Genomic DNA, 23,709 nt, shown 5'->3' on the forward strand with positions numbered 1-23,709 from the left:
TGCCGGGCACGGACCGAGGCCCCCGCACCCTGATCGGGTGCGGGGGCCTCGGCCTGTGGGAGAAGGGGGTCACTCAGCGGAGACCTTGAGCAGCTTGTTGGGGGTGCCGCTGCTCGGGTTGGTGATCTTCCCGGCGGTCGCGCCGGAGGTCAGGGCCCCGGCGACCTCGGCCGGCGACGCACCCTTGTGCCCGGCCAGGTAGAGCGCCGCCGCCCCGACGACGTGCGGGGTCGCCATCGAGGTACCGGAGATGGTCTTGGTGCCGGTGTCGCTGTCGTTCCAGGTGGAGGTGATGTCCGAGCCCGGGGCGTACAGGTCGACGATCGAACCGAAGTTGGAGAACGAGGACTGCGAGTCGTCAGCGGCGCTCGACGCCACCGTCACCGCCTCCGGAACCCTCGAGGGCGAACCCTGGCCGGCGTCGGAGGACTCATTGCCCGCCGCGACGCCGAAGGTGACACCGGCGGCTATCGCCCGGCGCACCGCCTCGTCGAGCGCCTCGTCGGCGCCCCCGCCGAGGCTCATGTTGGCCACCGAGGGACCACTGTGGTGCTGCGTGACCCAGTCGATGCCGGCCACGACCTGCTCGGTGCTGCCCGACCCGTTGTCGTCCAGCACCCGGACGGCGACGATCCTGGCCTTCTTGGCGACACCGTGGGACGTGCCCGCGATGGTTCCGGCGACGTGCGTGCCGTGGCCGTTGCCGTCGTCGGCGATCTCGTCGTTGTCGATGGCGTCGAAGCCGTGCTCGGCCCGGCCGCCGAAGTCCTTGTGGCTGATCCGCACGCCGGTGTCGATGACGTACGCGGTGACGCCCTCACCACCCGCGTCGGGGTAGCCGTACTTCTTGTCCGCTGCGGTCTCTTCCTGGTCGATGCGGTCCAGGCCCCACGAAGGAGGGTTCTCCTGCGTGGCGTTGATGGTGAACCTCTTGTTCTGGACGACCTTGTCCACGGTCGGGTCGGCGGCCAGACGCTTGGCGTCCGTCTCCGAAAGCCCCGATGCGGAGAAGCCGTTGATGGCAGATGCGTATTCGCGCTGCACCTCGCCACCGTACTTCTTGGCAAGTGCCTTCTTGTCGGCCGACTTGTCGAGGATGACGATGTAACTGCCGCTCAGGGCACCGGGTGCGCCCAGTCCGTAGACCGTTCCCTCAGCCGGAGTCGCAGCGCCGGCCAGGGGGGAGAGCAACAAGGTCACGCCGGCTGCCGTCGCCGCTCCCGTGACGACTGCCAGGACCCGAACTCCGCGGGAACGGGTGCGTGCGTGCTTGTGAGTTGACATGTAGAGGGTTCTCCTCGTGTTTGACGTGTGGGGCGTCAAGCGTTGTCGCGCAAACCCTCCGGAGCCGAAAGATCTCCGGGAGTTGATCGAAACCATGGTCGATTCGCGGAGCTGATTCAAGGTCACTTCGGGCCTGGGGGATATTCAACAAGGTTTCTTAAAGGGAACTCCTCGCCCGCTCCTCGGAACGGTCACACTCTTCGAACCTTCTGCACGGGATGGCCACTTCTCGTGTGCGTTCGCGAATGCCCGTCCCCGCCGGGCGTGGGATCCTGGAACCCGGAGACCGTGAGTGGTGAGGCGGAGCCGGTATGGGCGCGAACACGGATACGGGCACCGCCACGGTGAACGGCGGCGGCGATGACACGGGAGCCCGCGGGCGCCCGTCGGCGCTCGCCCGGGCCGTGGCCGAGGTGCGCGCGGGGACCGGCGCCACAGCGGCCACGGCCCGCCGGGCCGTCCGGGTCACCCTCGCCGCCTGCGCCGGCTTCTACGTCTTCCTGTACGCGCTGGACCGCCCCGTGTCCGCCACGTACGCCCTGTTCGCCGCCGTCTCGCTCGCCGCGCTGTCCCGGATTCCGGGCACCGGCCGCCAGCGCGCCACCCAGCTCGTCCGGGTCCTGCCCGTGGCCTGCGCCCTGGTGACCGTCGGCACCTTCCTCGCCGTGCGCACCTGGTCCGCCGTGGCCGGCATGCTGGTCATCGGCTTCTGCCTGGCCTTCGCCTCGGCGGGCGGTCCGCGCCCCGCCGGCGCCGCCCCCGGGCTTCAGCTCCTCTACATCCTGCCGTGCTTCCCCCCGTACGTACCGGGCGACCTCGGCGAGCGGCTGGCGGGCACCGTCACGGGCATCGTGCTGCTGATCCTGGCCGAGGCGTACGTCCTGCCCGACCCGCGCGTCCCCTCCTACCGGGACCGGGCCGCCGCCGCCGCCACGACCGCAGCCCGGTGCGCCTCCGCGCTGCGCGAGCCCCCGTACGCCCTGCCCGCGGTGCTCGCCGAGCGGGCCAGGACCACCGGCGAGGGCCTGCGACCGTCCCACGTACCGGAGGGGGAGCGCCCGGCCGGTCCCGGGGTGCACGAGCGGGCGCTGGCGCACACCGGCCTGGCCGCGCGGACCCTGCTGGTCCGCCTCCGGGCCCTGCCCGGCCCCCTCGCCGGCACCCGCCCGGACGCCACGGGCCTGGCCCTGCTCCACTCCGTGGAGCGCGCCGCCCGGGACACCGCCGCACTGCTCACGGACGGCCGTCCCGAGGCGGATGCCGGGCGGGCGGCGCGCGGGCTGGTGCACGACCGGGCCGACAACGCGCGCCTCCTGCCCCCCGCCCCGGCCGACCGGCGCCGCCAGGCCGCGCTGCTGGAGGTGGCGGACGTGGCGCTGGTGCTCGGCACGGCCGCGGACATCGCCGTCCGGGGGCGCGGCGCACTCCCGGAGGGCGATCCCGGCCGCTTCTGGTACGCCCGGCCGGGCACGCTCCGGCTGTGGTGGATCCGGCTGTCCGGGCACGCGGGACCCCGGTCCGTCCACTTCCAGAACGCCGTACGGATCAGCCTCGCGCTCGCCGCCGCCCGGACGGTGGCCGGGCTGGACTCCCTGCCGCACGGCTTCTGGGCGATGCTCGCCGTCCTCAGCCTGACCCGGACCACCGCCGTCCAGACCCGCGCCACCGTGCGCGCGGCCCTGATCGGGACCTGCCTGGGCGCCCTCGCCGCCGGGACCGTCCTCACCCTGGCCGGCGAGACGAGCCTGCCGTACGCGATCGCGCTGCCGCCCCTGATGCTCGTCGCCTTCTTCGTCGGCCCGGTGCGCGGCGTGGGCTGGGCGCAGGCGCTGTTCACGCTGGTCGTCGCGGTGGCGTTCGCGCAGCTGGCCCCCACCACCTGGCAGCTGGCCGAGTACCGGTTCCTGGACGTGCTCGTGGGCAGCGTCATCGGCCTCGTCTGTGGACTGCTCGCCTGGCCGCGGGGCGCCCACGACGAAGTGGGCCGGGCCGTGGCCCGGCTGCTGCGGGCCGCGGCGGCCGAGGTCACGACCACCACGCGCGCCGTCACCCCGGCGGGCGGCCGCCCCGCGGACGGGGCGGCGGGCCCGAACGCCGGCGGCCCGTTCGGCGGCGACGACCCGGACGTCCAGCACGCGCTGGTGTTGGCGGAGTCGGCTTACGCCCAGTACCAGGGCGAGGCGCAGCGCCATGCCGGACCGAGCCCGGACTGGCACAGCGCGCTGATGGTCGGGCACCACGTGCTGTGGGGCGCCCGGCGGGTGCTGGCCGCCGCGGAGGAGGGCTCGCCGCCCGACCCGCGGGCGTACGCCAGGGTGCGGGCGTACGGGGCCTGGGTGGCGGAGGGCATCGGTCGCGCCGCGGCCCGGTTCGACGTACCGAAGGACGCGCGGCCCCGCGCGGCCCCGGAGCCCGCCGCGGACGTGGGCGGGCGGCCGGGTGCGGGCGGGCCGCAGCCTTCGGACGCCACGCTCGACGCGCCCCCGCTGTTCTTCACGGCCGTGGCGTGGCTCGACTCGCTCACCGCGGACCTGGCCCGGATGGCGGCGGCCCACGCGATCGAGGCCCCGCTGCCCCCGCTGCCCGGCCGGGACGGGCCGCGGCCGGCGACCGGTCCGGCCGGAACCGCCGCCTGACGACGCGGACCGGGGCGGACCGAGGCGCGGGGGTCGGATGATCGGACTGTTATCGTCCGGGCATGCCTGAGCTGATCGCACCGACCCCACGCCTGCACGCTTCCTGGCTCGCCGCGCGCGAGGAGTGGGGGGACGATGCCCACATGGACGGAGCCGGCCTCGGCTCCGACGACGACGTGGACAGCCCCGAAGGCTTCGCGGCCTGGGTGGAGCGGCTGCGCTCGTACGGGGACCGGACGCTCCCGGTCGAGCAGGGGCGGGTCCACGCCACCTACTGGTGGATCGCCGAGGGCGACACCTACCTCGGCGCCATCGACCTGCGCCACTACCTGAACGGAATCCTTCTCGACGCGGGCGGTCACATCGGCTACAGCATCCGGCCCTCGGCACGCCGGCGCGGTCTGGCGACCTGGGCTCTGGCCCAAGTCCTGTACGAGGCGCGGCTGTTCGGCATCGACCGGGTCCTGCTGACCTGCGACCCGGGCAACAGCGCGTCGATGCGGACGATCGAGTCCAACGGCGGGGTCCTGGAGGACGTCCGGGAGACCCTGATCGGTCCCAAGCGCCGGTACTGGATCGACCTCTAGGCGATCCGCCGTCCCCGTGACAGCACCCCTCCCGGCCTGATGGGATGACCGGTGGGGCTCCGGGCGGAGCCCCCGCCGACCGTCCCGGCCCGCCGAGTGGAGGAATCGCGTATGCCCCAGAACCTGACCGTACGGGTGAAAGAACTGCTGGACGGCATGGGCCTGCAGGGGGCCGGCGCCGAACTGGACGCGGGCCGGGCGGTCACCCTCTCCGTCGGCGCGGGGAACCTGATCACGATCATGAGGATGGACGACACGCTGGTGCTCGGCGCGGCGCTCGCCGAACACGACGAGCAGACGCTGCTGCGAGCGGCTCCGGAGCTGCTGGAGATCATCGCGAGCGCCACCCCGCCCCCGGCCTTCGCCGCCGGCTCCCTCGTCCTGGAGACGGCGGGCCGGCCCTACCGCATCGGCGGCCACCTGGACCCGCAGACCGTCGGCTCCGCACAGGACGTGGCCGAAGCCCTCGGATTCCTCATCAACCTGCTGGACTACGCGAACACCACGACCGTCCGGAGCGCCGGCCGAACCCCGTGAGCGCCGCCCCCGTGCCGGGTCGTCGCGCACGCGCCTGGTGCACGGGAGGAACGGCCGATCCGTGAGCCGGGCCGGCCGGCCGCAGGCCCGGCGCGTCGTACCCCGGCGCCGTAGCGGAACGCCGGGCCGGGCGGGGTGCGGGCAAAGACACTGTCGAGGTGCCGGAGCGGGGTGATGGACATCCCGGGTGCACGAGACCCTCGAGTTCCCCGATCTGCTGCGGCTGATAGACGAGCGGTCCGCCGCCTTCCGCGCCGCGGTCGCCACCGCGCCCAGCCTCGACGCGCAGGTGCCCCCCTGTCCCGACTGGACCCTCTTCGATCTGGCGCGGCACCTGGGCGAGGGGCGCCGCGCTTGGGCCGCCACCGTGGCCGCGGGGCCCGCCGCCACGGGCAAGGCCGCACCCGAGGGCGCCCCGGAGGCGCCACGGGAACGCCCGGTACCGGTACCGGTGCCGGGGCCGGCACAGGCCCGGTCGCCGCCGGCGTCTGCGTCCACACCACGGCAGGTGAACTGGTCCTCTTCATGCACGACCGGATCCCGGCACGGTCCCTGCGCATCGCCGGAGACGCGGGGCTGATCGACCTGCTCCGGGCGTGGGAGCCGGAGGAGCGGCACCTGACGGTGCGGTCTCCTCCGCCCGGGACACCGCGCCCCGCACCGGTCCCGTCCCGTCCCGGCAGTCGGTAGCCGCCGGACCGATGAGTCCGGGCGCCCGGCGACGTCTACAGAGGTGACGGTTCTTCGCAGCGGGCGGAGGCCCATGTGACGAGCAGACGGGACACACGACATGAGCGAGCCGGCCAAGGGCCCTGCCAGCTACTTCCCCTCCATAGAGAAGAAGTACGGACGCCCGGTAGCGGAGTGGAAGGAGCTCATCCGCTCCTCGCCGCTGACCAGGCACATGGAGATCGTTTCCTGGCTCAAGACCGAGCACGGGCTCGGCCACGGCCACGCGAACGCCCTCGTCGCGCACACCCTCGCGGAGGACAGCGGCAGGTGACCGGGCGTCCCGCCCGAAGGGGCGAGGGGGGACCGGAACCGGGCGGTGCCGCGTTCCGACGGACGGGCGGGCGGCTCGCCGTCCTGGCTCCGGCGCCCCCATGGCGCTGACGGCACGGCGCCGCGCCGACCGAGGGGCCCGCACGCCCCGGTCAGGGGCCGAGCAGGTCGGCCACCGCGCGCGTCCACCGTTCCCCCGGGTGGGGGGCCGGGGAGGTGTCCGGCCGCGGGTACGGGCGCCCGGCTGCCGGCCCGGAGCGCGCCCCGTCGCCGCGGACGACGGGCTCGACGCGGACGGCGGGGGCGGCCGGTTCGGCGGGGTCCTGGGAACGAAAGCCGACGGCGGCCGCCGCCAAGGCGAGCGCGGACGCGGCGAGTAAGGCTGTCTTGTGGCGCACGGTCATCCCCACGGGGTCCGGTGGTCGTTCCTGTCCTGCACGTCCTGCACGTCCCGGGCACCCGTCCGCCCCCGAGCGGTGCTTCCGCCGGGACGGCAACGGCTCGACGAGTGGAGCGGTCCTCAGAGGGAAACGGTAGGCCATCAGGGCTCCGGAGCAATCGTTTCCGCAGGTGGGCGGCAGAATCCGGGGCAGGTTCGCCGCGCGGTGTCGGGCCGGTCCGGAGCGCTTCGTGCGGGGCACACGCGGCCGTGGGGCCCGCCGCTGCGGAACTCCCGCGTCCACCGGGGCAGTCGGCGGGCGCGCGGAGTGGGTACGGTCTGCTCATGCACAACAGAGGTCCGGAGCAGCACCAGCGGGGGCATGTGCTCCTGATCGCGGGGGACGCCGCCGTCCGTCGCCGCACCGTGCAGGTCGCGCCGAGCGCGAACCTGGCCGCGCTCGGCGTGGTACCCGCCTCGATGCTGCTCAACAGCGACGTCCCCAGCGACACCACGTACCTCGACGGCGCGCGGGACCCCAACACCGTGCTGATGCGCCTGCGCACGGCGGCGGCCACACCCGGCCCCCTGCTCGTGTACCTGTCCGGACGGCTCACGGTGGACCGCCGGGGCAACCGCCTGCACCTCGCCCTCGCGGGAACCACGGCCGGCACCGTCCGCTACACGGGCCTGCCCTGGGAGTGGCTCGGACTCGAACTGCGCGGCCGGCCGACCGGGTTGACCACCGTGCTGCTCGACCTCGCGGCGGACAAGGCCGCGTGGCCGCTGCTGCGGGAGTACGGCAGCCTGCCCGCGTCCCCGTCCGCCGAGGTGTACGGGGTGGTCTCGCCCCCCGGGTTCACCGGCGGCGGCAACAACGTGAGCAGCTACACCCGGCACTGGATCGAGCAACTGCGGCGCAGCGCCCGGCGCCCGGCCAACCTGCAGCTGCACGCGCTCACCGTGGGATCGGCGTCCCTGCCCCCCGGCGCGCTCGTCCTGCCCACCGCCAGGGAACTCGCCGCCTCGGCGGTTCCCGCGCCGACTGGGGGCGCCTCGCCCGCTCCCGTACGCGACGCCTTCCGGCCGCCCGCGGACGTCGCGCCCGGCCGGCAGGGGGTACCGGAGTCCGCCGCGGCGCCCTGCGACGCCGAGGACGCGCTCAGCACCAGGACGCTGCCGGTACGGCGGCGGCAGCCGGCCCGTGAACCCCGACCGGTTCCCGCCGTACCGGTCAGCGCGCCGGGCCGTGCCCCCGGCCGGGACCCGCGGCCCCACATCCACTCCCTGGCCACCGCCGGCCGGCACCACGAGGCGGCCACGCTCGCGCGGGGCTGGGAGCAGTACGTCCTGCAGACGTTCGGGAACGCCTCGCAGGAGGCGACGGAGTGGGAGGAGATCCGGGCCGACCTCGCCCGGATGGCGGGCGACTTCCGGCTCGCGACGCAGCTGTGGACCAGCGCGGGCCGCGCCCGCCTGGCCCGCCAGGACGCGGACGCCCCCGGGGTGAAGGCCGCTGCGGCGGGCGCCCTCTACTGCTGGACCCAGCTCAAGGACCCGGTCGCGGCCCTGGACACCGGCACCGAGCTGATCCTGCTGCTCGACCGCCTGCCCTCCCTCGACCCCCGGCACCTGAGCCTGGCCCGACAGCGGCTGGAGTTCCTGCACCACACCCCCGAGCCGGCGCTGACCATCGACCGGGGTGCTGGGACCCGCCGGGCCCCAGCCCCCGGTACGGCCTAGGCAGGCGCGTTCAGCGGCGGCGGTGACAGGTGACGGCGGATCAGGGTCCGGCGTCGTGCGGGCGGCCGCGCCGCGCGGACGGAGTGGCGGCGGTGCCGTGGCTCGCGCGGCTTCCAGTACAGCAGGAGAACCGCCGCGAGCATCGGCGCGCAGGTCAGCAGCGTGAACGTCATGACGTCGCCGACGGCTTCGACGGCTCCCGGCCGGTCCGGGAACGGGCGACCGGGGAACGCCGGGTGGCGGTACGGGCGGTGAGGACGCGGGCGACTATGCCGCTGGGCGCGGTCGCCGCGCCGGGTTCCCGCGGGGTGGGGCGGGACGTTGTCGAGGGAGCTCCGGACAGTATCGGGGTGGTGCTTGAGGTGGTCACATCCCGGTCAACGGCTCCCGGTGGGGGGCAGGAACGACCGGATCCGCCCTTTCACCCCATCTGACCAGCCTCGATGGCGGGCAGGCGTCCGATCGGGGGAAGAAGGTCCACTCGGACGGGGCACGTACCGCCCGGCCCGGAAACAGGTGTGGCCCGAGTCCGAGGACCCGGGCCGCACCGTGCAGTAGCGGGGACAGGATTTGAACCTGCGACCTCTGGGTTATGAGCCCAGCGAGCTACCGAGCTGCTCCACCCCGCGTCGGTAGACCTCAGCCTACGCCACGCGGCGCGGGCCGCTGACCACGGCCGCCGCGTCCCCTCCGCCCTCGGTGAACTCCGCCCTCGGTGAACCCCGCCGCCCCGGGACCACCGGCGGTGCTTGAGTACGGGGATGGAGATCCTCGTACTGGGCGGGACGGCATGGGTGGGCCGCGAGCTGGCGCGGCAGGCGATCGGGCGCGGGCACCGGGTGACGTGCCTCGCCCGCGGGAAGAGCGGGGGAGTGGCGGACGGTGCGGTGCTGTTCACGGCCGACCGGCGCGACCCCTCGGCGTACGATCGGCTGCTCGACCGGGAGTGGGACGCCGTCCTGGAGGTGTCGTGGCAGCCCGGTTTCGTGCGTGCGGCGCTCGCGGCGCTGGCCGGCAGGGCGAAGCACTGGACGTACGTCTCGTCCGTCAGCGCCTACGCCTCGCACGCCGTGCCGGGCGCGGACGAGTCCACGGCGCTGCGGCCTCCGACCGACCGCGACGAGGTCGACCGCGAGGGGTACGGCGAGGCCAAGTCCGCCTGCGAGGCGGCGTCCGCGCGGGCCGTCGGCGACCGGCTCGTCATTGCGCGCGCCGGCCTCATCGGCGGCCCCGGCGATCACACCGACAGGTCCGGCTACTGGGTGGCGCGGGCCGCCCGCGAGCCCCGCGGACGGATGCTGGTGCCGGACTCGCCGGCCGCGCCGACCCAGGTGGTCGACGTGCGGGACCTCGCCGGCTGGCTGCTCGACGCGGCGGAGGCGGGGACCACCGGGACGTACGACGCGGTGGGGCCGGTGGTGCCGCTGGGGGAGTGGATCGAGCTCTCCCGCTCCATCGGCGGACACACGGGCCCGGTGGCCGCCGCCGCCCCGGAGTGGCTGCTCGCGCACGGTGTGGCCGGGTTCATGGGCCCCGAGTCGATGCCGATGTGGCTCGAGGAACCGGGCTGGGAAGGCTGGTCCGCCCGCACGGGCGCCGCTGCCCGGGCGGCCGGCCTGCGCCACCGCCCCCGCGCCGAGCTGCTGGCCGACACGCTGCGCTGGGAACGCGACCAGGGCCTGGACCGTCCGCGGCGCGCAGGCCTCAGCGCGGGCCGCGAGCGCGAACTGCTCGATGCCCTCGGCTGAGGCCTGCGGACCGGGAGGTCCGCGCGCGTCAGACGTCCGTACGTCGGACGTGCGCGCCCCTGACGTCCGTACGCCCGACGTCCGCGCCCCTGACGCCCGTACGCCCGAGGGACGCGCGCCTCAGGACGCGCGCTTGCGCAGGTGCGTGGTGAGGTGGTGGGTCAGGGGCTCGCCCACCGCCGCCATGTCGTGGACCACCGTCAGCTCCCCGGCGTCGTCGAGCGTGTAGCGGCGCCGGGTCCCGGTGACCTCCTTGGCCAGGGGGGTCAGCCCCACGGTCCCGGTCTCGATCTCGAACGCGGTGCCGGACACCCGGCCGACGTAGGTCTCCACGATGCCCGTCGGGTGGGCCAGGACGACCTCGAGGCCCGCGTCCGGGGTCACCCGCCACCACCCGCTCTCCCGCCCCGCGGGGCGCACCGGGTCCCCAGCCGCGTCGACCAGCCACGCGCGTGCCTCGTAGCGGAGGAAGGGGCGGCCGTCGTGGCTGAAGGTGATCTCCTGCTCGTACCGGAAGTCCTGCGGGAGGGTGGGGTACTGGCCGCGGCCGCGGCCGTGCCACCGCCCGAGGAGCGGCAGGACCGGCCCCAGCAGCGGATGCGGATCGGGGCCCTCGCCGGGGACGTGGCTGTCAGGATAGGGATTCTCCCGCACCGGTTCGAACATGTTCACCCTGCTGTCTGTGGGAAGTTGCCGTGCCGCGCCGTGATCAAGTATCACCCGGGGCGAAGGCCCCGCCCCGCGCCCGCGCCCCGCGCCCGCGCCTCGATACCCGCCCCGCGTCCCCGCCCGCGCCCCCCCGCCGTCCGTCAGGACGAAGGGGGAACCTCGGCGTTACGGGCCGAGAGCGGGGTGGCGATCTGCTCGAGGGAGCGGCCCTCGGCGGCGACCGCGGAGAACACGGCCACCACCCCCGCCGCCACCATCAGCGCGGCTCCGATGCAGAAGGCGAGCACGGCGTCGGACACCACCCCGCTGGAGATGAGTCACCTGGACCAGGGGAGGCGGTCCAGTCGCGCCGGCACCTTCGTGGTGACCGTACCCGTGGTCGACTTCGTCGATTCGGACGTGCACCACCGTGTGCCCGGGCCCCCGGGCGCGACAAACAGCCCGCGCACGGCCACCGGCCGGCCCGCCCGGCCGGGTCCCGTGTGCGGGACCCGCATCCGGGGCCGCCCGGCGCGGTGCGTGCCATGCTCAGAGGGTGAAGAGCGATGCTCCGCTCCCGCTCCCCGGGGACGGCGCGGCACCCGAGGTGCTCGTGCTGGCCAGGGTCGTGGCTGGGCTCCGGGCCGAGATCGCGGAGCTGAAGGGCGACGGCGGCACGACGTGCGCCCCCGGGCCGTCCCCGGCCCCGCCCCGGGCCGCCGGCGTGCGGGACGACCCCGCCGGGGGCGAGGGCGCCGGCGCGGAGACCGTCCAGCGGATCCTCGACGTGCTGTCCGGCACCGCGATCCTGCTGACCCCCGTGCGCGCGCCGTCGGGGGAGGTGGAGGACTTCCGCATCGACGCCGCCGCACCCGACGCGGTGGACGTGGCGGGGCGCCGGGGCGCGGACCTGATCGGCCTGCGCGTCCTGGAGACGTACCCGACCGTGGTCGGCACCCCGCTCTGGAAGGGCTACCTGGACACGCTGGCCACCGGGACGGCCTACGGGGGCGAGCCCTTCACCTACGAGGAGGTGGTGGCCGGACTCCCGCGGCGGTCGGTCTTCTCGGTCCGCGCCACCCGGCTCGGGGACGGGCTCGTCGTGTCCTGGATCCGGCACGACGACGGCGAACGCGAGGCCCGCCGGCTCGCCGACATGCAGCGCCTCGGCAACCTCGGGTGGTCGGTCTGGGACCTGATGGCCGACACCGTCAGCTGGTCCGAGCAGGTCTACGCCGTCTTCGACCGCGAACCTGCCAAGGGACCCCTTCGGCTCCAGGACCTCCCGCGGCACGTGGAGCCCGGGGACGCGCCGAGGATGAGCACGGCCGTCCGACGCCTGCTGGAGGAGGGGGAGGCCGTCGACCAGCCGTTCCGCATCGCCGCCTCGGACGGCCTGCGACACCTGCGGCTCGTCGCCGAAGCGCAGAAGGACGCGGACGGTACCCCGGTCGAGGTGCACGGGTTCTTCCAGGACCTGACCGCGCAGCGCGGTACGGAACTGGCCCTGATGGAGAGCGAACGCTCCGTCCTCGTCCACCGGGGCATGCTCCAGGCCGAGCACGCCCTCGCGGCACGGCTCCAGGACACCCTGCTGCCCGTGCCGGAACAGTCGCTGGAACTCGCCGGACTGTGCGTCGACGTCGCCTACGTGCCCTCCGACAGCGGACTGAACGTCGGAGGGGACTGGTACAGCGCCATCGGACTCCCCGACGAGAGCGCACTCTTCGTCGTCGGGGACGTCGCGGGCCACGGTCTGGCGGCCGTCGGCACCATGGCCCAGCTGCGGTTCACCACGAAGGGGATGACCATCACCGGATCAGCGCTGCCCGACGTCCTGCGCAGACTCAACGCCCTCCTGTTGCACTCCGTCTCGGAGTCCACTGGCGCGCCCGTCACCTCGGGCGCCACCGCCACCATGGTCATGGCCCGCTACCAGCCCTGGGACCGCCGCCTGAACTGGGTGCGCGCCGGGCACCTGCCGCCCCTGCTCGTCCGCGGCGGGGAAGCGGGCTTCCTACCGCAGCCGCAGGGCAGCCTCCTGGGCGCCGCGGCGGACTCCGTGTACGGCCAGTCCGTGATCGACCTGCTGCCGGGCGACCACCTGCTGTTTTATACGGACGGCCTCGTGGAGGATCCGGGTGAGGACATCGAAGCGGGACTCGCCCGCCTGGCCGACCTCACCCTGCGGCTCCTGGAGGACGGCCGGGGCGGGAGACTCGCCCGCTCCCTCGCCGCCCTGCACCCCGGCCACCGGGATGACATCTGCGTCCTGGACGTCCACGTCCCGGGCGACCCCTGACCCCCGGGCGCGGCCCGGGACCCGGCCCTCAGGTGTCGAGCAGCCGGTTGATCAGCGAGCGGTAGGCGCGCAGCGCCTGCCGGAGGTCCTCCGTGGCCACCTGCTCACCGCTGCCCCACTGCTTCTCCAGCCGGCCCCGGTGGTCGGCCAGGGTGCCCGCGAAGGCCTGCATGACCTCGGCCACCAGCGTGTCCGCCGACCGGACCGCTTCCCGCGGGTCGTCCACGAACCGGCCCTGGATCTCGCTCCAGGTGCTGCGGTACCTCTCGGCCTCCGCCGCGCCGAGGAGCGGTTCGGCCACTTCGTCCGACCCGGCGTCGCCGCCCGGCGGCCCGGAGGGCGAGGGTGCACCGCCATCGGCGCCATCGCTGCCGGTCAGGGGCTCGGTCTCCCCGGTGTGCCGGGCGTAGCCATCGGCGTCGGTGTCGGCGTCAGCGTCGGCCGCTCGGGCCTCGTCCGCGCGGTAGGCGTCGGCCTCCGTGCTGCGCATCCCGTCGTCGGCGGAGCCGGGACGGTGGGCGTCGCCGGTGGCCTCGCCCGGGTAGACGGCTGCTTCGCGGCCAGTGTCGAGGCCCGCGCTCCGGCCCGTGTCGAGGCCCGTGTCCGGGTCCGTCCCGGTTCCGGTGTCCCGGTCCGTCTCCCTGCCCGTGTCCCGGTCCGGGATCGGAGCCGGAGCCGGACGGGCGAGGTCCTCGGTGCTCAGTGCGGGCTCGGTGGTCCGCTGGGTGTTCTCGTCGCGGTCCTTCATGTCAACGGCTCCTCTGGTCGGAGAGCAGTTCCTCGAACAGGGCGCGGTAGTGCACCATCGCCCCTCGGAGATCCTCGGTCGTCGCCTCTCCCGCCCCGCTGCGGACCTTGACCGCGTGCGCGGCCCGGTACTCCTCCAGCGTGCGGCCGTGCTCCACCGACAGGTCGCGGACCTGTCCGCTGTATCCGTCGGTGGGGTAGCCGCGCTCTCCCATCAGGCGTGTCACCAGCTCGTCGGCCCGGGCCACCGAACCGTCCGGCTGGTCCACGAACTGCTGCTGGACGCCGCTCCACTCCGCCGCGTACTCGTTGCGGCGCTCGGCCGACAGCTCCTTGATGTCGAGGCTGTCGTGCCGTTCCTCCCGGGCGCGCAGATCGCGCTCGGCGGCGATCCGGCCGCCCCGTTCCTCGACCGTGCGCTCGTACTCCGGCCCGAACCGTTCCCGTAGGTGGCGTCGCCGCGCCAGCGCCCACAGCAGTGCCGTGAGCGCGATCACCACGACCGCCGCCACGACGATGACGGCTATCAGCGTGTTCGATGACATCTCGCGCCTCCATTCGGGGGCTGTTCTATTCGTTGACGCGGCTGCCCCCACTGCCCCCCGACAAACCCGTATGCCCTTGCCGTACCGGCCCGGAAGTACCGGGCCCCGGTACGGGGGAGTACGGGGCCCGGCCGGATGGGGGGGGCGGGGTTTGAACCACACGCCATCGAGCACGCGGGAGACGACGGAACACCAGACGGAGGAGGCTGCGGCATGAGCGCCGACAAGCAGCAGGACCAGGACGTCGTCGCGATGATCCTGAAGGACCACCGCACCATGGAGGACCTGTTCCGCCGCATGCGGAGCGTCGAGTCGGACCGGGCGGCCGCCCTCGCGACGTTCTCCGCGCTGCTCATCGCCCACGGCGAGGCGGAGGAGAGCGAGGTGTACAGCGCTCTGAAGCGGTTCAAGGACGTCGACAACGAGGAAGTGGAGCACGGCACCGAGGAGCACGACGAGGGGAACAAGGCACTGCTGGCCCTCCTGGAGGTCTCCGAGGTGGGCTCCGACGAGTGGGACTCGCGGCTGGAGGAACTCGTCAAGGCGGTCTCCCACCACCTCGACGAGGAGGAACGCACGATCCTCAACGGTGCTCGGGAGAACGTGCCGGACGAGCGCAGGGCCGAGCTGGGCGCGGCGTTCCTCAAGGAGCGGGAGAAGCACCTGGCGGCCGACTGCGGCAGCGTCGAGAACGTCCGGAGGGTCGTCGGCGGATGACGGCGCCGGCCCCGCCCGCATCACGGCGGGCCGGGCCCCGGCCCCCTACCCCGTTCGCTGCGCAATCGATGCAAGCTGCGCGGACGGCGCGAGCTCCGCAGACTGGGACTCTCAGCGGGGGAGAACCCAAGGAGTCGCCGTGAACGTGCGTGACGAACTTCCGTTGGACCACCGGCTCAACCTGGTCTACCGGATCGGAGCCGCCCTGTGCGGCGCCATTTTGCTGGCCTTCGGCTGCCTCGGCTTCGCCGACCGGCTCGGCTTCTTCGCGACGGAGGGGGCCAGGGTCGCCGGGCTCTCCACGAACGGGTTCCTGAGCATCATCTCGATCGTCGTCGGCGCACTGCTCGTCGGCGCCGCCTTCATCGGCGGGAACGTCGCGTCCACCGTCAACATCACCGTCGGCTGTCTCTTCGTGCTCAGCGGTTTCGTCCACCTGTTCCTGATCGACAAGGCCGCCAACATCCTCGACTTCAGCATGTCCAACGTCGTCTTCAGCTTCGTGATGGGGCTCCTCATCACGACGTTCGGCATGTACGGCCGGGTCAGCGGCGGCCTGCCGCACGACAACCCCTACTGGCGCCGGCGCCACGCCGCCCGGGGGGCCCGCGAGGACTCCCGCGCGGCGGCTCCCGCCACCGCAATCACCCGGCGGTGACGGCCCCGGCGGGGCGGGTGAACCGCAAGGCCGCGGGGCAGAACAGGAGTATGGACGAGCCCGCGGCCCCCGGCGGCCGGACTCTGCGGGAACGACTCGGCAGGACCCTGTTCACCCGGGTGGCGGGCCCGGGCGGACCGGCCAACCGGGCCCGCATCCACGGCGCGCCCGGCCCCCGCTGGTTCGGCCCCGAGCGCCCCATCCGCACGGTCCACGGCGACGCCTCGATGTTCATCGGGGGCCTGAGCGCCCTGCTGCTCCAGTCCCTGCACCCTCTGGCCATGGCGGCCGTCGCCGCGCACTCCGGCTTCCGCGGCGACCCCTGGGGACGGCTCCAGCGCACCAGCACCTTCCTCGCCGTCACGACCTACGGCACCGCCGCCGACGCTCAGCACGCCGTCGACCGCGTCCGCGCCGTCCACGAACGCGTACGGGGAACCACCGCCCGCGGGGAGCCGTACCACGCGGCCGACCCGCACCTGCTGGGCTGGGTGCACGCGGCCGAGGTCGACAGCTTCCTCCGGGCCCACCAGCGCTTCGGCGCCCGCCCCCTGGACGCCGCGGGGTGCGACGCGTACCTGGCGGACACCGCCCGCGTGGCGACCGCCCTCGGGATCACGGATCCGCCCCGCGACCGAGCCGAGCTGACCGCCCGGCTGACGGCGTACCGGCCCGAGCTGCGGGCCACCCCCGAGGCGCTCGACGCGGCCCGCTTCATCCTCCGCCACCCGCCCCTGCCCCCGGTCGCCCGGCCCCCGTACGCCCTGCTCGCCGCGAACGCGGTCGCCCTGCTCCCGCCGTGGGCCCGCACCGCGCTGGCGCTGCGCACGCCCACCGGCCCGGGGGAGACCTGCGTACGCCTGACCGGCCACGCCGTGACGCGGACGATCCGCTGGGCGATGACGCCCCCGCCTCAGCCGGCGTCGGGGATGAACGGCAGGTAGTCCGCGTCCGGGGAGGAGGGGAGCACCGCGTAACTTGCCTCGGGGAGCTCGTTCCACACGCCGGGCAGGTTCCCCAGGGGCTCGGAGACCACGATCCGGGTCTCGTCGGAGACCTCGCTGAGGTAGTGCACCTCCGGGTAGAGGTGGCGTACGGTCTCGGCGCGGCTGCTGTAGAACAGCGACCGGGACTTCCCCTGGCTGGAGTACCGGAAGGCCCACACGCGCTCGCCGTCGCTCACCGCCACGGTCATCTGCAGGGGCTCCGGAACCCCGTGCTCCTTGCCGAGCCGCTCCACCAGGCCCGCCATCCGGGCCACCGCGCCGGGGACGTCCTGGTCGAGCCCGAAGGTGACGGCGAGGTAGAACATCACCTCGGAGTCCGTCGACCCCTCGATGGAGGGGAAAAGCGCCGGATCGACGGCCATGCAGAGGTCGCGCTGCAGCCGTTGGAAGTCCGCGATGGCCCCGTTGTGCATCCACATCCAGCGGCCGTGCCGGAAGGGGTGGCAGTTGGTCTGTTGGATCGCGGAACCCGTCGAGGCCCGGACGTGCGCGAAGAACAGCGGGGAACGGACGTGCGCGGAGAGCTCGCGCAGGTTCCGGTTGTTCCAGGCGGGCCCGATGTCGCGGAAGACCGCCGGGGTGCCGTCGCCGTCCTCGCCGTACCAGCCGATCCCGAAGCCGTCGCCGTTGGTCGACTCGACGCCCATCCGGGCGTGCAGGCTCTGGTTGATCAGTGAGTGCTCGGGGCGGTAGAGCAGGGAGTCGAGCAGGATCGGCGAACCCAGGTAGGCGAGCCAGCGACACATGCGGACCATTCCCTTCACAGCCTGGTCCGAGCCTAACCCGACCGCGCACCCGGCTCCCCTCGACGGGCCGCAGCCGCCGGGCCGGGCACGGCCGGCCCGGTCAACCCGGACCGCGCCGCGGACGTTCCACCGGTGAACCGGTGCACCCGGCCGGGTGACGGCGGCCCCGGTCGCCCGTGGTGACGGGGGAACGCGCGGTAGACCGGCGGGAACGGCACCGCCCGCAACGGGCGGGCCCATGGAAGGGACAGGCGCATGAACCGACGTTTGGCGACGGCGGCCGGAGCCGCGGCGGCGGCCGCCGCGCTCGCGCTCTCGACGCACGGCACGGCGTACGCGGCGCACGGGATCCTGGTCGTCGACGGGGTGTCCCACCGCGATCCCGGCGGCTGCTACCCGCTCGGCGACTTCGTTCCGCCGACGGTGTCCAACTACACGGACGCCGCCGTCGCGGTGTGGTCCCGCCCCGACTGTTCGGGGCGGGTGGAGCACTTCGTCGACCCGGGCGAGACGTACCGGCCGGAGGGCAACAGGAGCGTCTTCGTCCTCTGACGCGGGCGGGCGCACGCACACCGGTACGAGAAGCGGGCCGGATTGGCGTTTCGGCGTGCACGGCGCGGGGGTCGTGGGAGACGGTGGACCTGCCGGGGCCCGCCGGCGCATCTGAGGAGGCTCTCCATGAACTGGACGCTCGAAGTCGTCCCCGTCCCCGTCGCCGACATGGACCGTGCGAAGGAGTTCTACGCCGACAAGGTCGGCTTCAAGGTCGACCTCGACGACGAGGTCGCTCCCGGAATGCGCATCATCCAGCTGACCCCGCCCGGTTCGCGCTGTTCGATCGCGATGCTCCACGGGATGCCCGCGGCGCCCGGGACCAAGGCGATGGCGCCGGGCACGCTGCAGGGCCTCCAGCTCTGCGTCACGGACATCGAGGCGGCCCGCGACGAACTCGTGGCCCGGGGCGTGGACGTCTCCCCGGTCCGGCACGTCGGCGCGGCGGGCTGGGAGGACGGCAAGGGCGAGACGTGGAACTCGTTCATGACGTTCGACGACCCGGACGGCAACGGCTGGGTGGTCCAGGAGGCCCCGTCGGAGCTGTCGGAGCGCTGAGGCCCGGGGCGCTGAGGCCCGGGGCCGGGACCGGTCCCGGCCCTGGTCCCGGACCCGGTCCCGAAGGAGGGGACCGGGGCCGGGGCGTCCGGCCGGTCTCAGCCGATCGGCTTGCGGGCCTCGGCGCGGACCTTGAGCGTGGTGGCGCCCACCTTCTGCAAGTCGACGGAACCGGGGCTCTGCCGCACTGTCACCGGGGTCACTACGGCCACCGAGGCGCCGGTGTTCTCGTCCGCCCACGCGCACATGGGCAGGGTGCTCGTGACACCGCCCTGCGACGAGGTGAGGACCTGGCACGTCAGGGTGATGTCGGAGCCGAGCGGCGTGACGTCCTTCGCCGGGACCGCCACGGTCGCTCCCTGGGCGTCCGCGGCGCCCTCCATCATCTTCCGGCGGGCCGCCGCAGGATCCTTGAACTGGCCGTACATCCCCGACAGGACCAGGGCGCTGGTCCCCGCGCCGGATGCGGACGTGTACTGGCCCACCGCCGGCTTCGGGTCGCGGATCTTCGGGTCGTAGGCACCGGAGAGCGCTTTCTTGCCCTCGGTCTGCGACAGGTCCTGTGCGAGGGTGTACGTCCCGTCCAGCACCGTCGGCGGAACGGTGAGACGGTACTGGGCCTCGGGGAACCCCGCGCCGCCCACGACCTGACCCGCGTCGCCCAGCAGCTTCACGGCGAAGCCGACGACGCCGAGAACGGCCAGCGAGGCCGCGACGATCCCGACCACCAGACCGGTCCGCTTCCGGCGCGGCGGCGGCCCCACCGGCGGCTGCCCCCAGCCGCCCTGAGCGGGGAACTGCCCCGGGTAGCCCGGCTGCGGGTGGGCCTGGGGCGGGTACGGGGGCTGCCCGGGCTGCGCCGGGTACTGCGGGCCGCCGTACGGATGCGGGGGCTGTGGGGGCCCGTACGGGCCGGGGGACTGGGGCGGCGGCATGCTCATGACCGAAACGCTACTTCAGGCCGGGACCCGCGCCACGCACCACCCCTTCGCCGCCGGATCGTAAGGCGGTGGTGGTGGCGCGTGCCGTGGTGGCGGTCCCTCAGGCCAGCACGTCCAGGACGCGGTCCGGCGTGAGCGGGAGGCTGCGCAGCCGCCGTCCGGTGGCGTGGCAGAAGGCGTTCCCGATCGCGGCGGCCGTGCCGACGATGCCGATCTCGCCGATCCCCTTGCTGCCCATGGGGTTGAGGTGCTTGTCGTGCTCGTCGATCCAATGCGCCTCGATGTCCGGCACATCGGCGTGCACCGGGACGTGGTACGCGGCCAGGTCGCTCTCCACGAAGTCCCCGTGGACGGGGTCGACGCCGCTGTGCTCGGTCAGCGCCATGCCCATGCCCATCACCATGCCGCCGACGAACTGGGACCGCGCCGTGACCGGGTTGAGGATCCGTCCGGCGGCGAAGACCCCGAGCAGGCGGGCCACCCGCACCTCGCCGGTGACGGTGTCGACCCGTACGTCCGCGAAGTGCGCGCCGAACGCGTGGCGGGAGTAGGGCGACTTCTGCCCCGCCGACCCGGCGGTGTCGGCCGACGCGGACAGCCCGCCGTCGGGGAGCGGCCCGTGACGGCCCGCCATGCGGGCGGTCAGCGCGGTGCACGCGTCGTGCACCGCCCAGCCCCAGGAGCCGGTCCCGCTGGAGCCGCCCGCGAGGGAGGCGCGCGGCAGGCCGGTGTGCCCGATGTCCACCGAGACGGCGTCCAGGGGGACTTCCAGGGCGTCCGCGGCCACCTGGGCCAGGACGGTGCGAGCCCCCGTACCGATGTCGGTGGCGTTCACCTCGACGAGGAACCTCCCGCCCGGAAGGGCGTGGGCCCGAGCCGTGGAGGGGGAGATCAGCACGGGGTACGTCGCGGCGGCCACGCCGGCGCCGCGCAGGTATGCACCCTCCCGGCGCGGGGTGCGCAGCGACGCCCAGCCGAAGCGGTCGGCGCCCTCCCGCAGGCATTCCACGAGGTGGCGGCTGCTGAAGGGCCGGCCGCTGTCCGGCTCGGTCACCGGTTCGTTGCGGACGCGCAGTTCGACGGGGTCGATGCCGAGGGCGTCGGCGAGCTCGTCCATCGCCGACTCCAGCGCGTACATGCCCGGGGCCTCGCCGGGGGCACGCATCCAGGACGGCGTGGGCACGTCCAGGGCGACGACGCGGTGGGTGGTGCGGCTGTCGGGCGCGGCGTACATGACGCGGCCGGGCACGGCGGCCTGCTCGACGAACTCCCGGATGCGGGACGTGTGGGTGGTGACCTCGTGGGAGAGCGCGGTGAGGGTTCCGTCGGCACGGGCGCCCAGACGCACCCGGTGCAGCGTCGGCGCCCGGTGCCCGACCACGGCGGGCAGGTGGCGGCGGGGCAGGGCGAGGGTGACGGGGCGGCCGGTGCGGCGGGCGGCCATGGCGGCCAGGACCACGTGCGGGCGCGTGGTGCCCTTGCAGCCGAACCCGCCGCCGACGTGCTCGGAGACGACGGTGACCCGGTCCTCGGGCAGCTCGAACAGGGCGGCGAGGTCCGAGCGGACCGGCGCCGATCCCTGGCTCGAGTCGTACACGGTCAGGTGGCCGCGCCCGTCGTCCCAGAGGGCGGTGGCGGCGTGCGGCTCCATGGGATGGTTGTGCAACGGGCCCACGGCGTAAGAGCAGTCGACGCGTACGGCCGCGGCGGCGAGGGCCCCGTCCGGGTCGCCCTGCTCGCGGTGCGCGGGATGCCCGCCGTTGGCCTCCTCCGGCGTGTACGCGCCGGGGTGGTCGGCACGCAACACGGCGTCCTGCTCCTCCGTCTCGTACGCGACCACGACCGCCCCGGCGGCCGCCCGGGCGGCTTCCGGGGACTCGGCGACGACCAGCGCCACGTACCAGCCGCGGTGCGGCACCCGGGCGTCCTGGAGCACCTGGAGGGTGGGGTCGTCGGACGGCCCCAGCCGCGGGGCGTCGTGCGGCGTGAGGACGCAGAGCACGCCGGGCATCGCCAGCGCGGCCGCCGTGTCCACGGAGGTGACGCGGCCCCGGGCCACGGTGGCGGGTACCGGCCAGGCGTGGGCGCAGCCGGCCGGGGCGTGGTCGCCGGCGTACCGGGCGGAACCCGTGACCTTCTCCGGTCCCTCCGCCCGGCCGGCCGGGGTGCCGAGTACGACGTGCCGCATGGGAGCTCCTCTGGACGATGGTGCCGTGTGCCGTGTGCCGTGTGCCGGGCTACGGGGTACGGGGGCGGCCGCCCGCGCGGACGGCCAGCGTGCCGAGGACGTCGACGGCGAGGTTGGCGGCCAGGGCCACCTTGTAGCCGTTGTCGCGCAGCGGCCGGGCCGGGGCCAGCTCCGCCTCCACCGCCCGGCGCAGCGCCGCGGGCGTCGGCTCGGCGCCGACCAGCAGGTCCTCGGCCGCGGTGGCCCGCCAGGGACGGTGGGCGAGCCCGCCGAAGGCGAGCGCCACGCGCCGGACGCGGCCCGCGTCGAGCTCCAGGACGGCGGCGACCGAGGCCAGGGCGAAGGCGTACGAGGCCCGGTCGCGGGCCTTGCGGTACAGCGAGACGGCCCCGGTGCCCGGGGCGGGCAGCACGATCGCCGTCACGATCTCACCGCCGCGCAGCACCGTGTCCCGGTCGGGACGGTCCCCCGGCAACCGGTGGAAGTCCGCCGCGGGCACGGTACGGGCTCCGTCCGGGCCGTACAGCTCGATCCCGGCACCGAGCGCCGCGAGCGCCACCGCCATGTCGGAGGGGTGCGTCGCGATGCACCCCTCCGACTGTCCGAGCACGGCGTGGTCGCGGTGCAGCCCGTGGCGGGCACCGCAACCGGTGCCCGGCTCGCGCTTGTTGCACGGCTTGGACACGTCCTGGAAGTAGGAGCACCGGGTGCGCTGGAGCAGGTTTCCCCCGGTGGTGGCCATGTTGCGCAGCTGCCCGGAGGCACCGGCCAGCAACGCCTGGGACAGGACGGGGTGGCGGGCCCGTACTGCGGGGTGGGCCGCGACGTCGCTGTTGCGGGTCATGGAGCCGATGCGGAGCCCGCCGTCGGACAGTTCCTCCACGTCGCCGAGCGGGAGCCGGGAGATGTCGATGAGGGCCGTCGGGCTCTCCACCCCCAGCTTCATCAGGTCCACGAGGTTGGTGCCGCCACCGAGATAGCGGGCCCCCGGGTGGCGGGCGTGGGCCGCGACCGCCTCGTCTAGTCCGGTGGCGCGCACGTAGGCGAAGGGCTTCACGCGATCACGTCCGTCACGGCGTCGACGATGCGCGGGTAGGCGCCGCAGCGGCAGAGGTTGCCGCTTAGCCGCTCCTTGATCTCCTCGGGCGTCAGGGTGACGGGGCCGGGGTCGGCCAAGGCGTCCGCGGCGGTGGCGTGCGAGGGGTGTCCGGCGCCGGCTTCGGCGATCGCTCCGACGGCCGAGCAGAGCTGGCCGGGCGTACAGAAGCCGCACTGGAAGGCGTCCCGCTCCAGGAAGGCCCGCTGCAGCGGGTGCAGGCCGCCGTCCGTGGTCCCGAGTCCCTCGACCGTGGTGACGTCGGAGCCGTCCTGGGCGACCGCCAGCAGGAGGCAGCTGTTGACCCGCTTACCGTCGAGCAGCACGGTGCACGCGCCGCACTGGCCGTGGTCGCATCCCTTCTTCGCCCCGGTCAGGCCCAGGTGTCCGCGCAGGGCGTCCAGGAGAGTGACGCGGTGGTCCAGCCGCAGCACGTGCTCGGTGCCGTTGACCTTCAGGGTGACGCGGGAGGCCGGGGGAGCGGTGGGCCCGCCGTGTCCCGGGGGAGCCGCACCGGCTCCGGGGTCGGGCGGGGTATCGCTGCCGTCCGTCACCGCGGCCTCCTTCGTACGCAGGACCGGTAGGCCTGCTGTCCGTGCCCAGACTGGTGCATTCCGGGCGCCCTGGCATTCCGGAGGACTCCGGGTGGGTTCAGTGTTGGGGGAGGGGGGTGCGCAGTGCGGTGTGTCCTTGGGTCCAGTGGGTGTGGAGGTGGTGGGTGAGGCGGTCTTCGAGGTGGAGGGTGGCGGCGCAGCCGAAGGCGATGTCGGGCGCGAGGTGGGGTTCGTCGGTGAGGAGGCCGCCGATGACGTCGTGGCGGACGACTTGCTCGTGGACGGCGTCGGCTTCGACGTGTTCGGTGTAGAAGTGTGCGGCGGCGGGGCCGGCTCCGCAGCGGTCCATGGCTTTGGCGAGGCGGCGGGAGCCGGGCGGGGAGGTGATCTCGAGGCAGGCGAAGTGGCCGACGAGTGCGCCGCGCAGGGCCCGGTGGAGACCGAGGAGGGACATGAGGTTGACGGTGGCGAGGAGGGGCGCGGGGGCGTGGTCGAGGTAGCGGCCGTAGGCGGGGTCCAGGTGGAGGTCGCTCA

Annotated in this window: 23 protein-coding genes, 1 tRNA gene and 2 pseudogenes; 13 read left to right on the forward strand and 13 right to left on the reverse strand. The window is 74.3% G+C overall.

The annotated features are described in order from the left end of the window. Window positions 1-69: 69 nt before the first annotated feature. Entirely contained in the window at window positions 70-1,284 is a 1,215-nt protein-coding gene (locus tag ACFWW8_RS31805; protein ID WP_386534456.1) for a S8 family serine peptidase, read from the reverse strand. Window positions 1,285-1,595: 311 nt separating this feature from the next. On the opposite strand from ACFWW8_RS31805, the gene ACFWW8_RS31810 reads away from it, so the two are divergent. From ACFWW8_RS31810 to ACFWW8_RS31830, 5 genes and pseudogenes are all read left to right on the forward strand, one after another. Further along, entirely contained in the window at window positions 1,596-3,920 is a 2,325-nt protein-coding gene (locus ACFWW8_RS31810; protein ID WP_386534458.1) for an FUSC family protein, read from the forward strand. A 62-nt stretch (window positions 3,921-3,982) separates the two neighbouring features. Next, the gene (locus tag ACFWW8_RS31815) at window positions 3,983-4,507 is read left to right on the forward strand and encodes a GNAT family N-acetyltransferase (protein WP_386534460.1); all 525 of its coding nucleotides are present in this window, start codon (window positions 3,983-3,985) and stop codon (window positions 4,505-4,507) included. Window positions 4,508-4,618: 111 nt separating this feature from the next. Beyond that, window positions 4,619-5,044, forward strand: coding sequence for a hypothetical protein (locus ACFWW8_RS31820; RefSeq protein ID WP_386534462.1), 426 nt, complete (start codon window positions 4,619-4,621; stop codon window positions 5,042-5,044). A 187-nt stretch (window positions 5,045-5,231) separates the two neighbouring features. After that, window positions 5,232-5,480 (forward strand): annotated as a pseudogene (locus tag ACFWW8_RS31825) (maleylpyruvate isomerase N-terminal domain-containing protein); the annotation flags it as partial. Window positions 5,481-5,834: 354 nt separating this feature from the next. Next, window positions 5,835-6,047, forward strand: a complete 213-nt coding sequence (locus ACFWW8_RS31830) for a DUF4287 domain-containing protein (RefSeq protein WP_386534464.1) — start codon at window positions 5,835-5,837, stop codon at window positions 6,045-6,047. A gap of 151 nt (window positions 6,048-6,198) precedes the next feature. Here the strand turns inward: ACFWW8_RS31830 and ACFWW8_RS31835 are convergent, their stop codons facing one another. Further along, a complete protein-coding gene (locus tag ACFWW8_RS31835; RefSeq protein ID WP_386534467.1) occupies window positions 6,199-6,444 on the reverse strand; it encodes a hypothetical protein in 246 nt (81 codons plus the stop codon). Window positions 6,445-6,770: 326 nt separating this feature from the next. Between ACFWW8_RS31835 and ACFWW8_RS31840 the strand changes: the two genes are divergently transcribed. Next, a complete protein-coding gene (locus ACFWW8_RS31840) occupies window positions 6,771-8,168 on the forward strand; it encodes a hypothetical protein (protein ID WP_386534470.1) in 1,398 nt (465 codons plus the stop codon). A 555-nt stretch (window positions 8,169-8,723) separates the two neighbouring features. Here ACFWW8_RS31840 and ACFWW8_RS31845 read toward each other — a convergent pair. Further along, a tRNA-Met gene (locus ACFWW8_RS31845) sits at window positions 8,724-8,797 on the reverse strand. A gap of 132 nt (window positions 8,798-8,929) precedes the next feature. Between ACFWW8_RS31845 and ACFWW8_RS31850 the strand changes: the two genes are divergently transcribed. Beyond that, entirely contained in the window at window positions 8,930-9,916 is a 987-nt protein-coding gene (locus tag ACFWW8_RS31850; protein ID WP_386534472.1) for an NAD-dependent epimerase/dehydratase family protein, read from the forward strand. A gap of 120 nt (window positions 9,917-10,036) precedes the next feature. Here ACFWW8_RS31850 and ACFWW8_RS31855 read toward each other — a convergent pair whose 3' ends face one another. Continuing rightward, window positions 10,037-10,582 (reverse strand): FABP family protein, encoded by a 546-nt coding sequence (locus ACFWW8_RS31855; protein WP_386534518.1) that lies wholly within the window; start codon window positions 10,580-10,582, stop codon window positions 10,037-10,039. A gap of 143 nt (window positions 10,583-10,725) precedes the next feature. Continuing rightward, window positions 10,726-10,902, reverse strand: a pseudogene (locus ACFWW8_RS31860) (MFS transporter); the annotation flags it as partial. A gap of 218 nt (window positions 10,903-11,120) precedes the next feature. Between ACFWW8_RS31860 and ACFWW8_RS31865 the strand changes: the two are divergent. Then, complete coding sequence (locus ACFWW8_RS31865) at window positions 11,121-12,866, forward strand: PP2C family protein-serine/threonine phosphatase (protein WP_386534474.1); 1,746 nt, start codon at window positions 11,121-11,123, stop codon at window positions 12,864-12,866. Window positions 12,867-12,894: 28 nt separating this feature from the next. On the opposite strand, the gene ACFWW8_RS31870 is transcribed toward ACFWW8_RS31865, so the two are convergent. Next, window positions 12,895-13,614, reverse strand: coding sequence for a hypothetical protein (locus ACFWW8_RS31870; RefSeq protein ID WP_386534476.1), 720 nt, complete (start codon window positions 13,612-13,614; stop codon window positions 12,895-12,897). 1 nt (window position 13,615) lies between these two features. Next, window positions 13,616-14,158 (reverse strand): hypothetical protein, encoded by a 543-nt coding sequence (locus ACFWW8_RS31875; RefSeq protein WP_386534478.1) that lies wholly within the window; start codon window positions 14,156-14,158, stop codon window positions 13,616-13,618. A gap of 213 nt (window positions 14,159-14,371) precedes the next feature. Between ACFWW8_RS31875 and ACFWW8_RS31880 the strand changes: the two genes are divergently transcribed. From ACFWW8_RS31880 to ACFWW8_RS31890, 3 genes are all read left to right on the forward strand, one after another. Then, window positions 14,372-14,875, forward strand: coding sequence for a hemerythrin domain-containing protein (locus ACFWW8_RS31880; protein ID WP_386534481.1), 504 nt, complete (start codon window positions 14,372-14,374; stop codon window positions 14,873-14,875). 139 nt (window positions 14,876-15,014) lie between these two features. Further along, complete coding sequence (locus tag ACFWW8_RS31885; protein WP_386534484.1) at window positions 15,015-15,533, forward strand: DUF4383 domain-containing protein; 519 nt, start codon at window positions 15,015-15,017, stop codon at window positions 15,531-15,533. A 50-nt stretch (window positions 15,534-15,583) separates the two neighbouring features. Then, window positions 15,584-16,477 (forward strand): oxygenase MpaB family protein, encoded by an 894-nt coding sequence (locus ACFWW8_RS31890; RefSeq protein ID WP_386534487.1) that lies wholly within the window; start codon window positions 15,584-15,586, stop codon window positions 16,475-16,477. Here ACFWW8_RS31890 and ACFWW8_RS31895 read toward each other — a convergent pair. Next, complete coding sequence (locus ACFWW8_RS31895) at window positions 16,447-17,286, reverse strand: class II glutamine amidotransferase (RefSeq protein ID WP_386534490.1); 840 nt, start codon at window positions 17,284-17,286, stop codon at window positions 16,447-16,449. The genes ACFWW8_RS31890 and ACFWW8_RS31895 overlap by 31 nt on opposite strands. Window positions 17,287-17,541: 255 nt before the next feature. Here ACFWW8_RS31895 and ACFWW8_RS31900 point away from each other — a divergent pair, with 255 nt between their 5' ends. Further along, window positions 17,542-17,838, forward strand: coding sequence for a hypothetical protein (locus tag ACFWW8_RS31900; RefSeq protein WP_386534493.1), 297 nt, complete (start codon window positions 17,542-17,544; stop codon window positions 17,836-17,838). A 126-nt stretch (window positions 17,839-17,964) separates the two neighbouring features. Then, window positions 17,965-18,396, forward strand: coding sequence for a VOC family protein (locus ACFWW8_RS31905; RefSeq protein ID WP_386534496.1), 432 nt, complete (start codon window positions 17,965-17,967; stop codon window positions 18,394-18,396). 98 nt (window positions 18,397-18,494) lie between these two features. On the opposite strand, the gene ACFWW8_RS31910 is transcribed toward ACFWW8_RS31905, so the two are convergent. The 5 genes from ACFWW8_RS31910 to ACFWW8_RS31930 all read right to left on the reverse strand — a co-directional run. Beyond that, window positions 18,495-19,337: a hypothetical protein gene (locus ACFWW8_RS31910; RefSeq protein ID WP_386534499.1), complete on the reverse strand. Its 843-nt coding sequence runs from the start codon at window positions 19,335-19,337 to the stop codon at window positions 18,495-18,497. Window positions 19,338-19,437: 100 nt separating this feature from the next. Further along, window positions 19,438-21,525: a xanthine dehydrogenase family protein molybdopterin-binding subunit gene (locus ACFWW8_RS31915; RefSeq protein WP_386534502.1), complete on the reverse strand. Its 2,088-nt coding sequence runs from the start codon at window positions 21,523-21,525 to the stop codon at window positions 19,438-19,440. Window positions 21,526-21,574: 49 nt separating this feature from the next. Further along, a complete protein-coding gene (locus ACFWW8_RS31920; RefSeq protein ID WP_386534504.1) occupies window positions 21,575-22,582 on the reverse strand; it encodes an FAD binding domain-containing protein in 1,008 nt (335 codons plus the stop codon). After that, window positions 22,579-23,079, reverse strand: coding sequence for a 2Fe-2S iron-sulfur cluster-binding protein (locus tag ACFWW8_RS31925; protein WP_386534520.1), 501 nt, complete (start codon window positions 23,077-23,079; stop codon window positions 22,579-22,581). The genes ACFWW8_RS31920 and ACFWW8_RS31925 overlap by 4 nt, the downstream gene beginning before the upstream one ends. A gap of 193 nt (window positions 23,080-23,272) precedes the next feature. Then, the coding region (locus ACFWW8_RS31930) for an iron-containing redox enzyme family protein (protein ID WP_386534507.1) at window positions 23,273-23,709 on the reverse strand (437 nt) is incomplete at its 5' end.

This window comes from Streptomyces sp. NPDC058701 (assembly GCF_042715295.1).
In the GTDB taxonomy this organism is placed as follows: Bacteria; Actinomycetota; Actinomycetes; order Streptomycetales; family Streptomycetaceae; genus Streptomyces.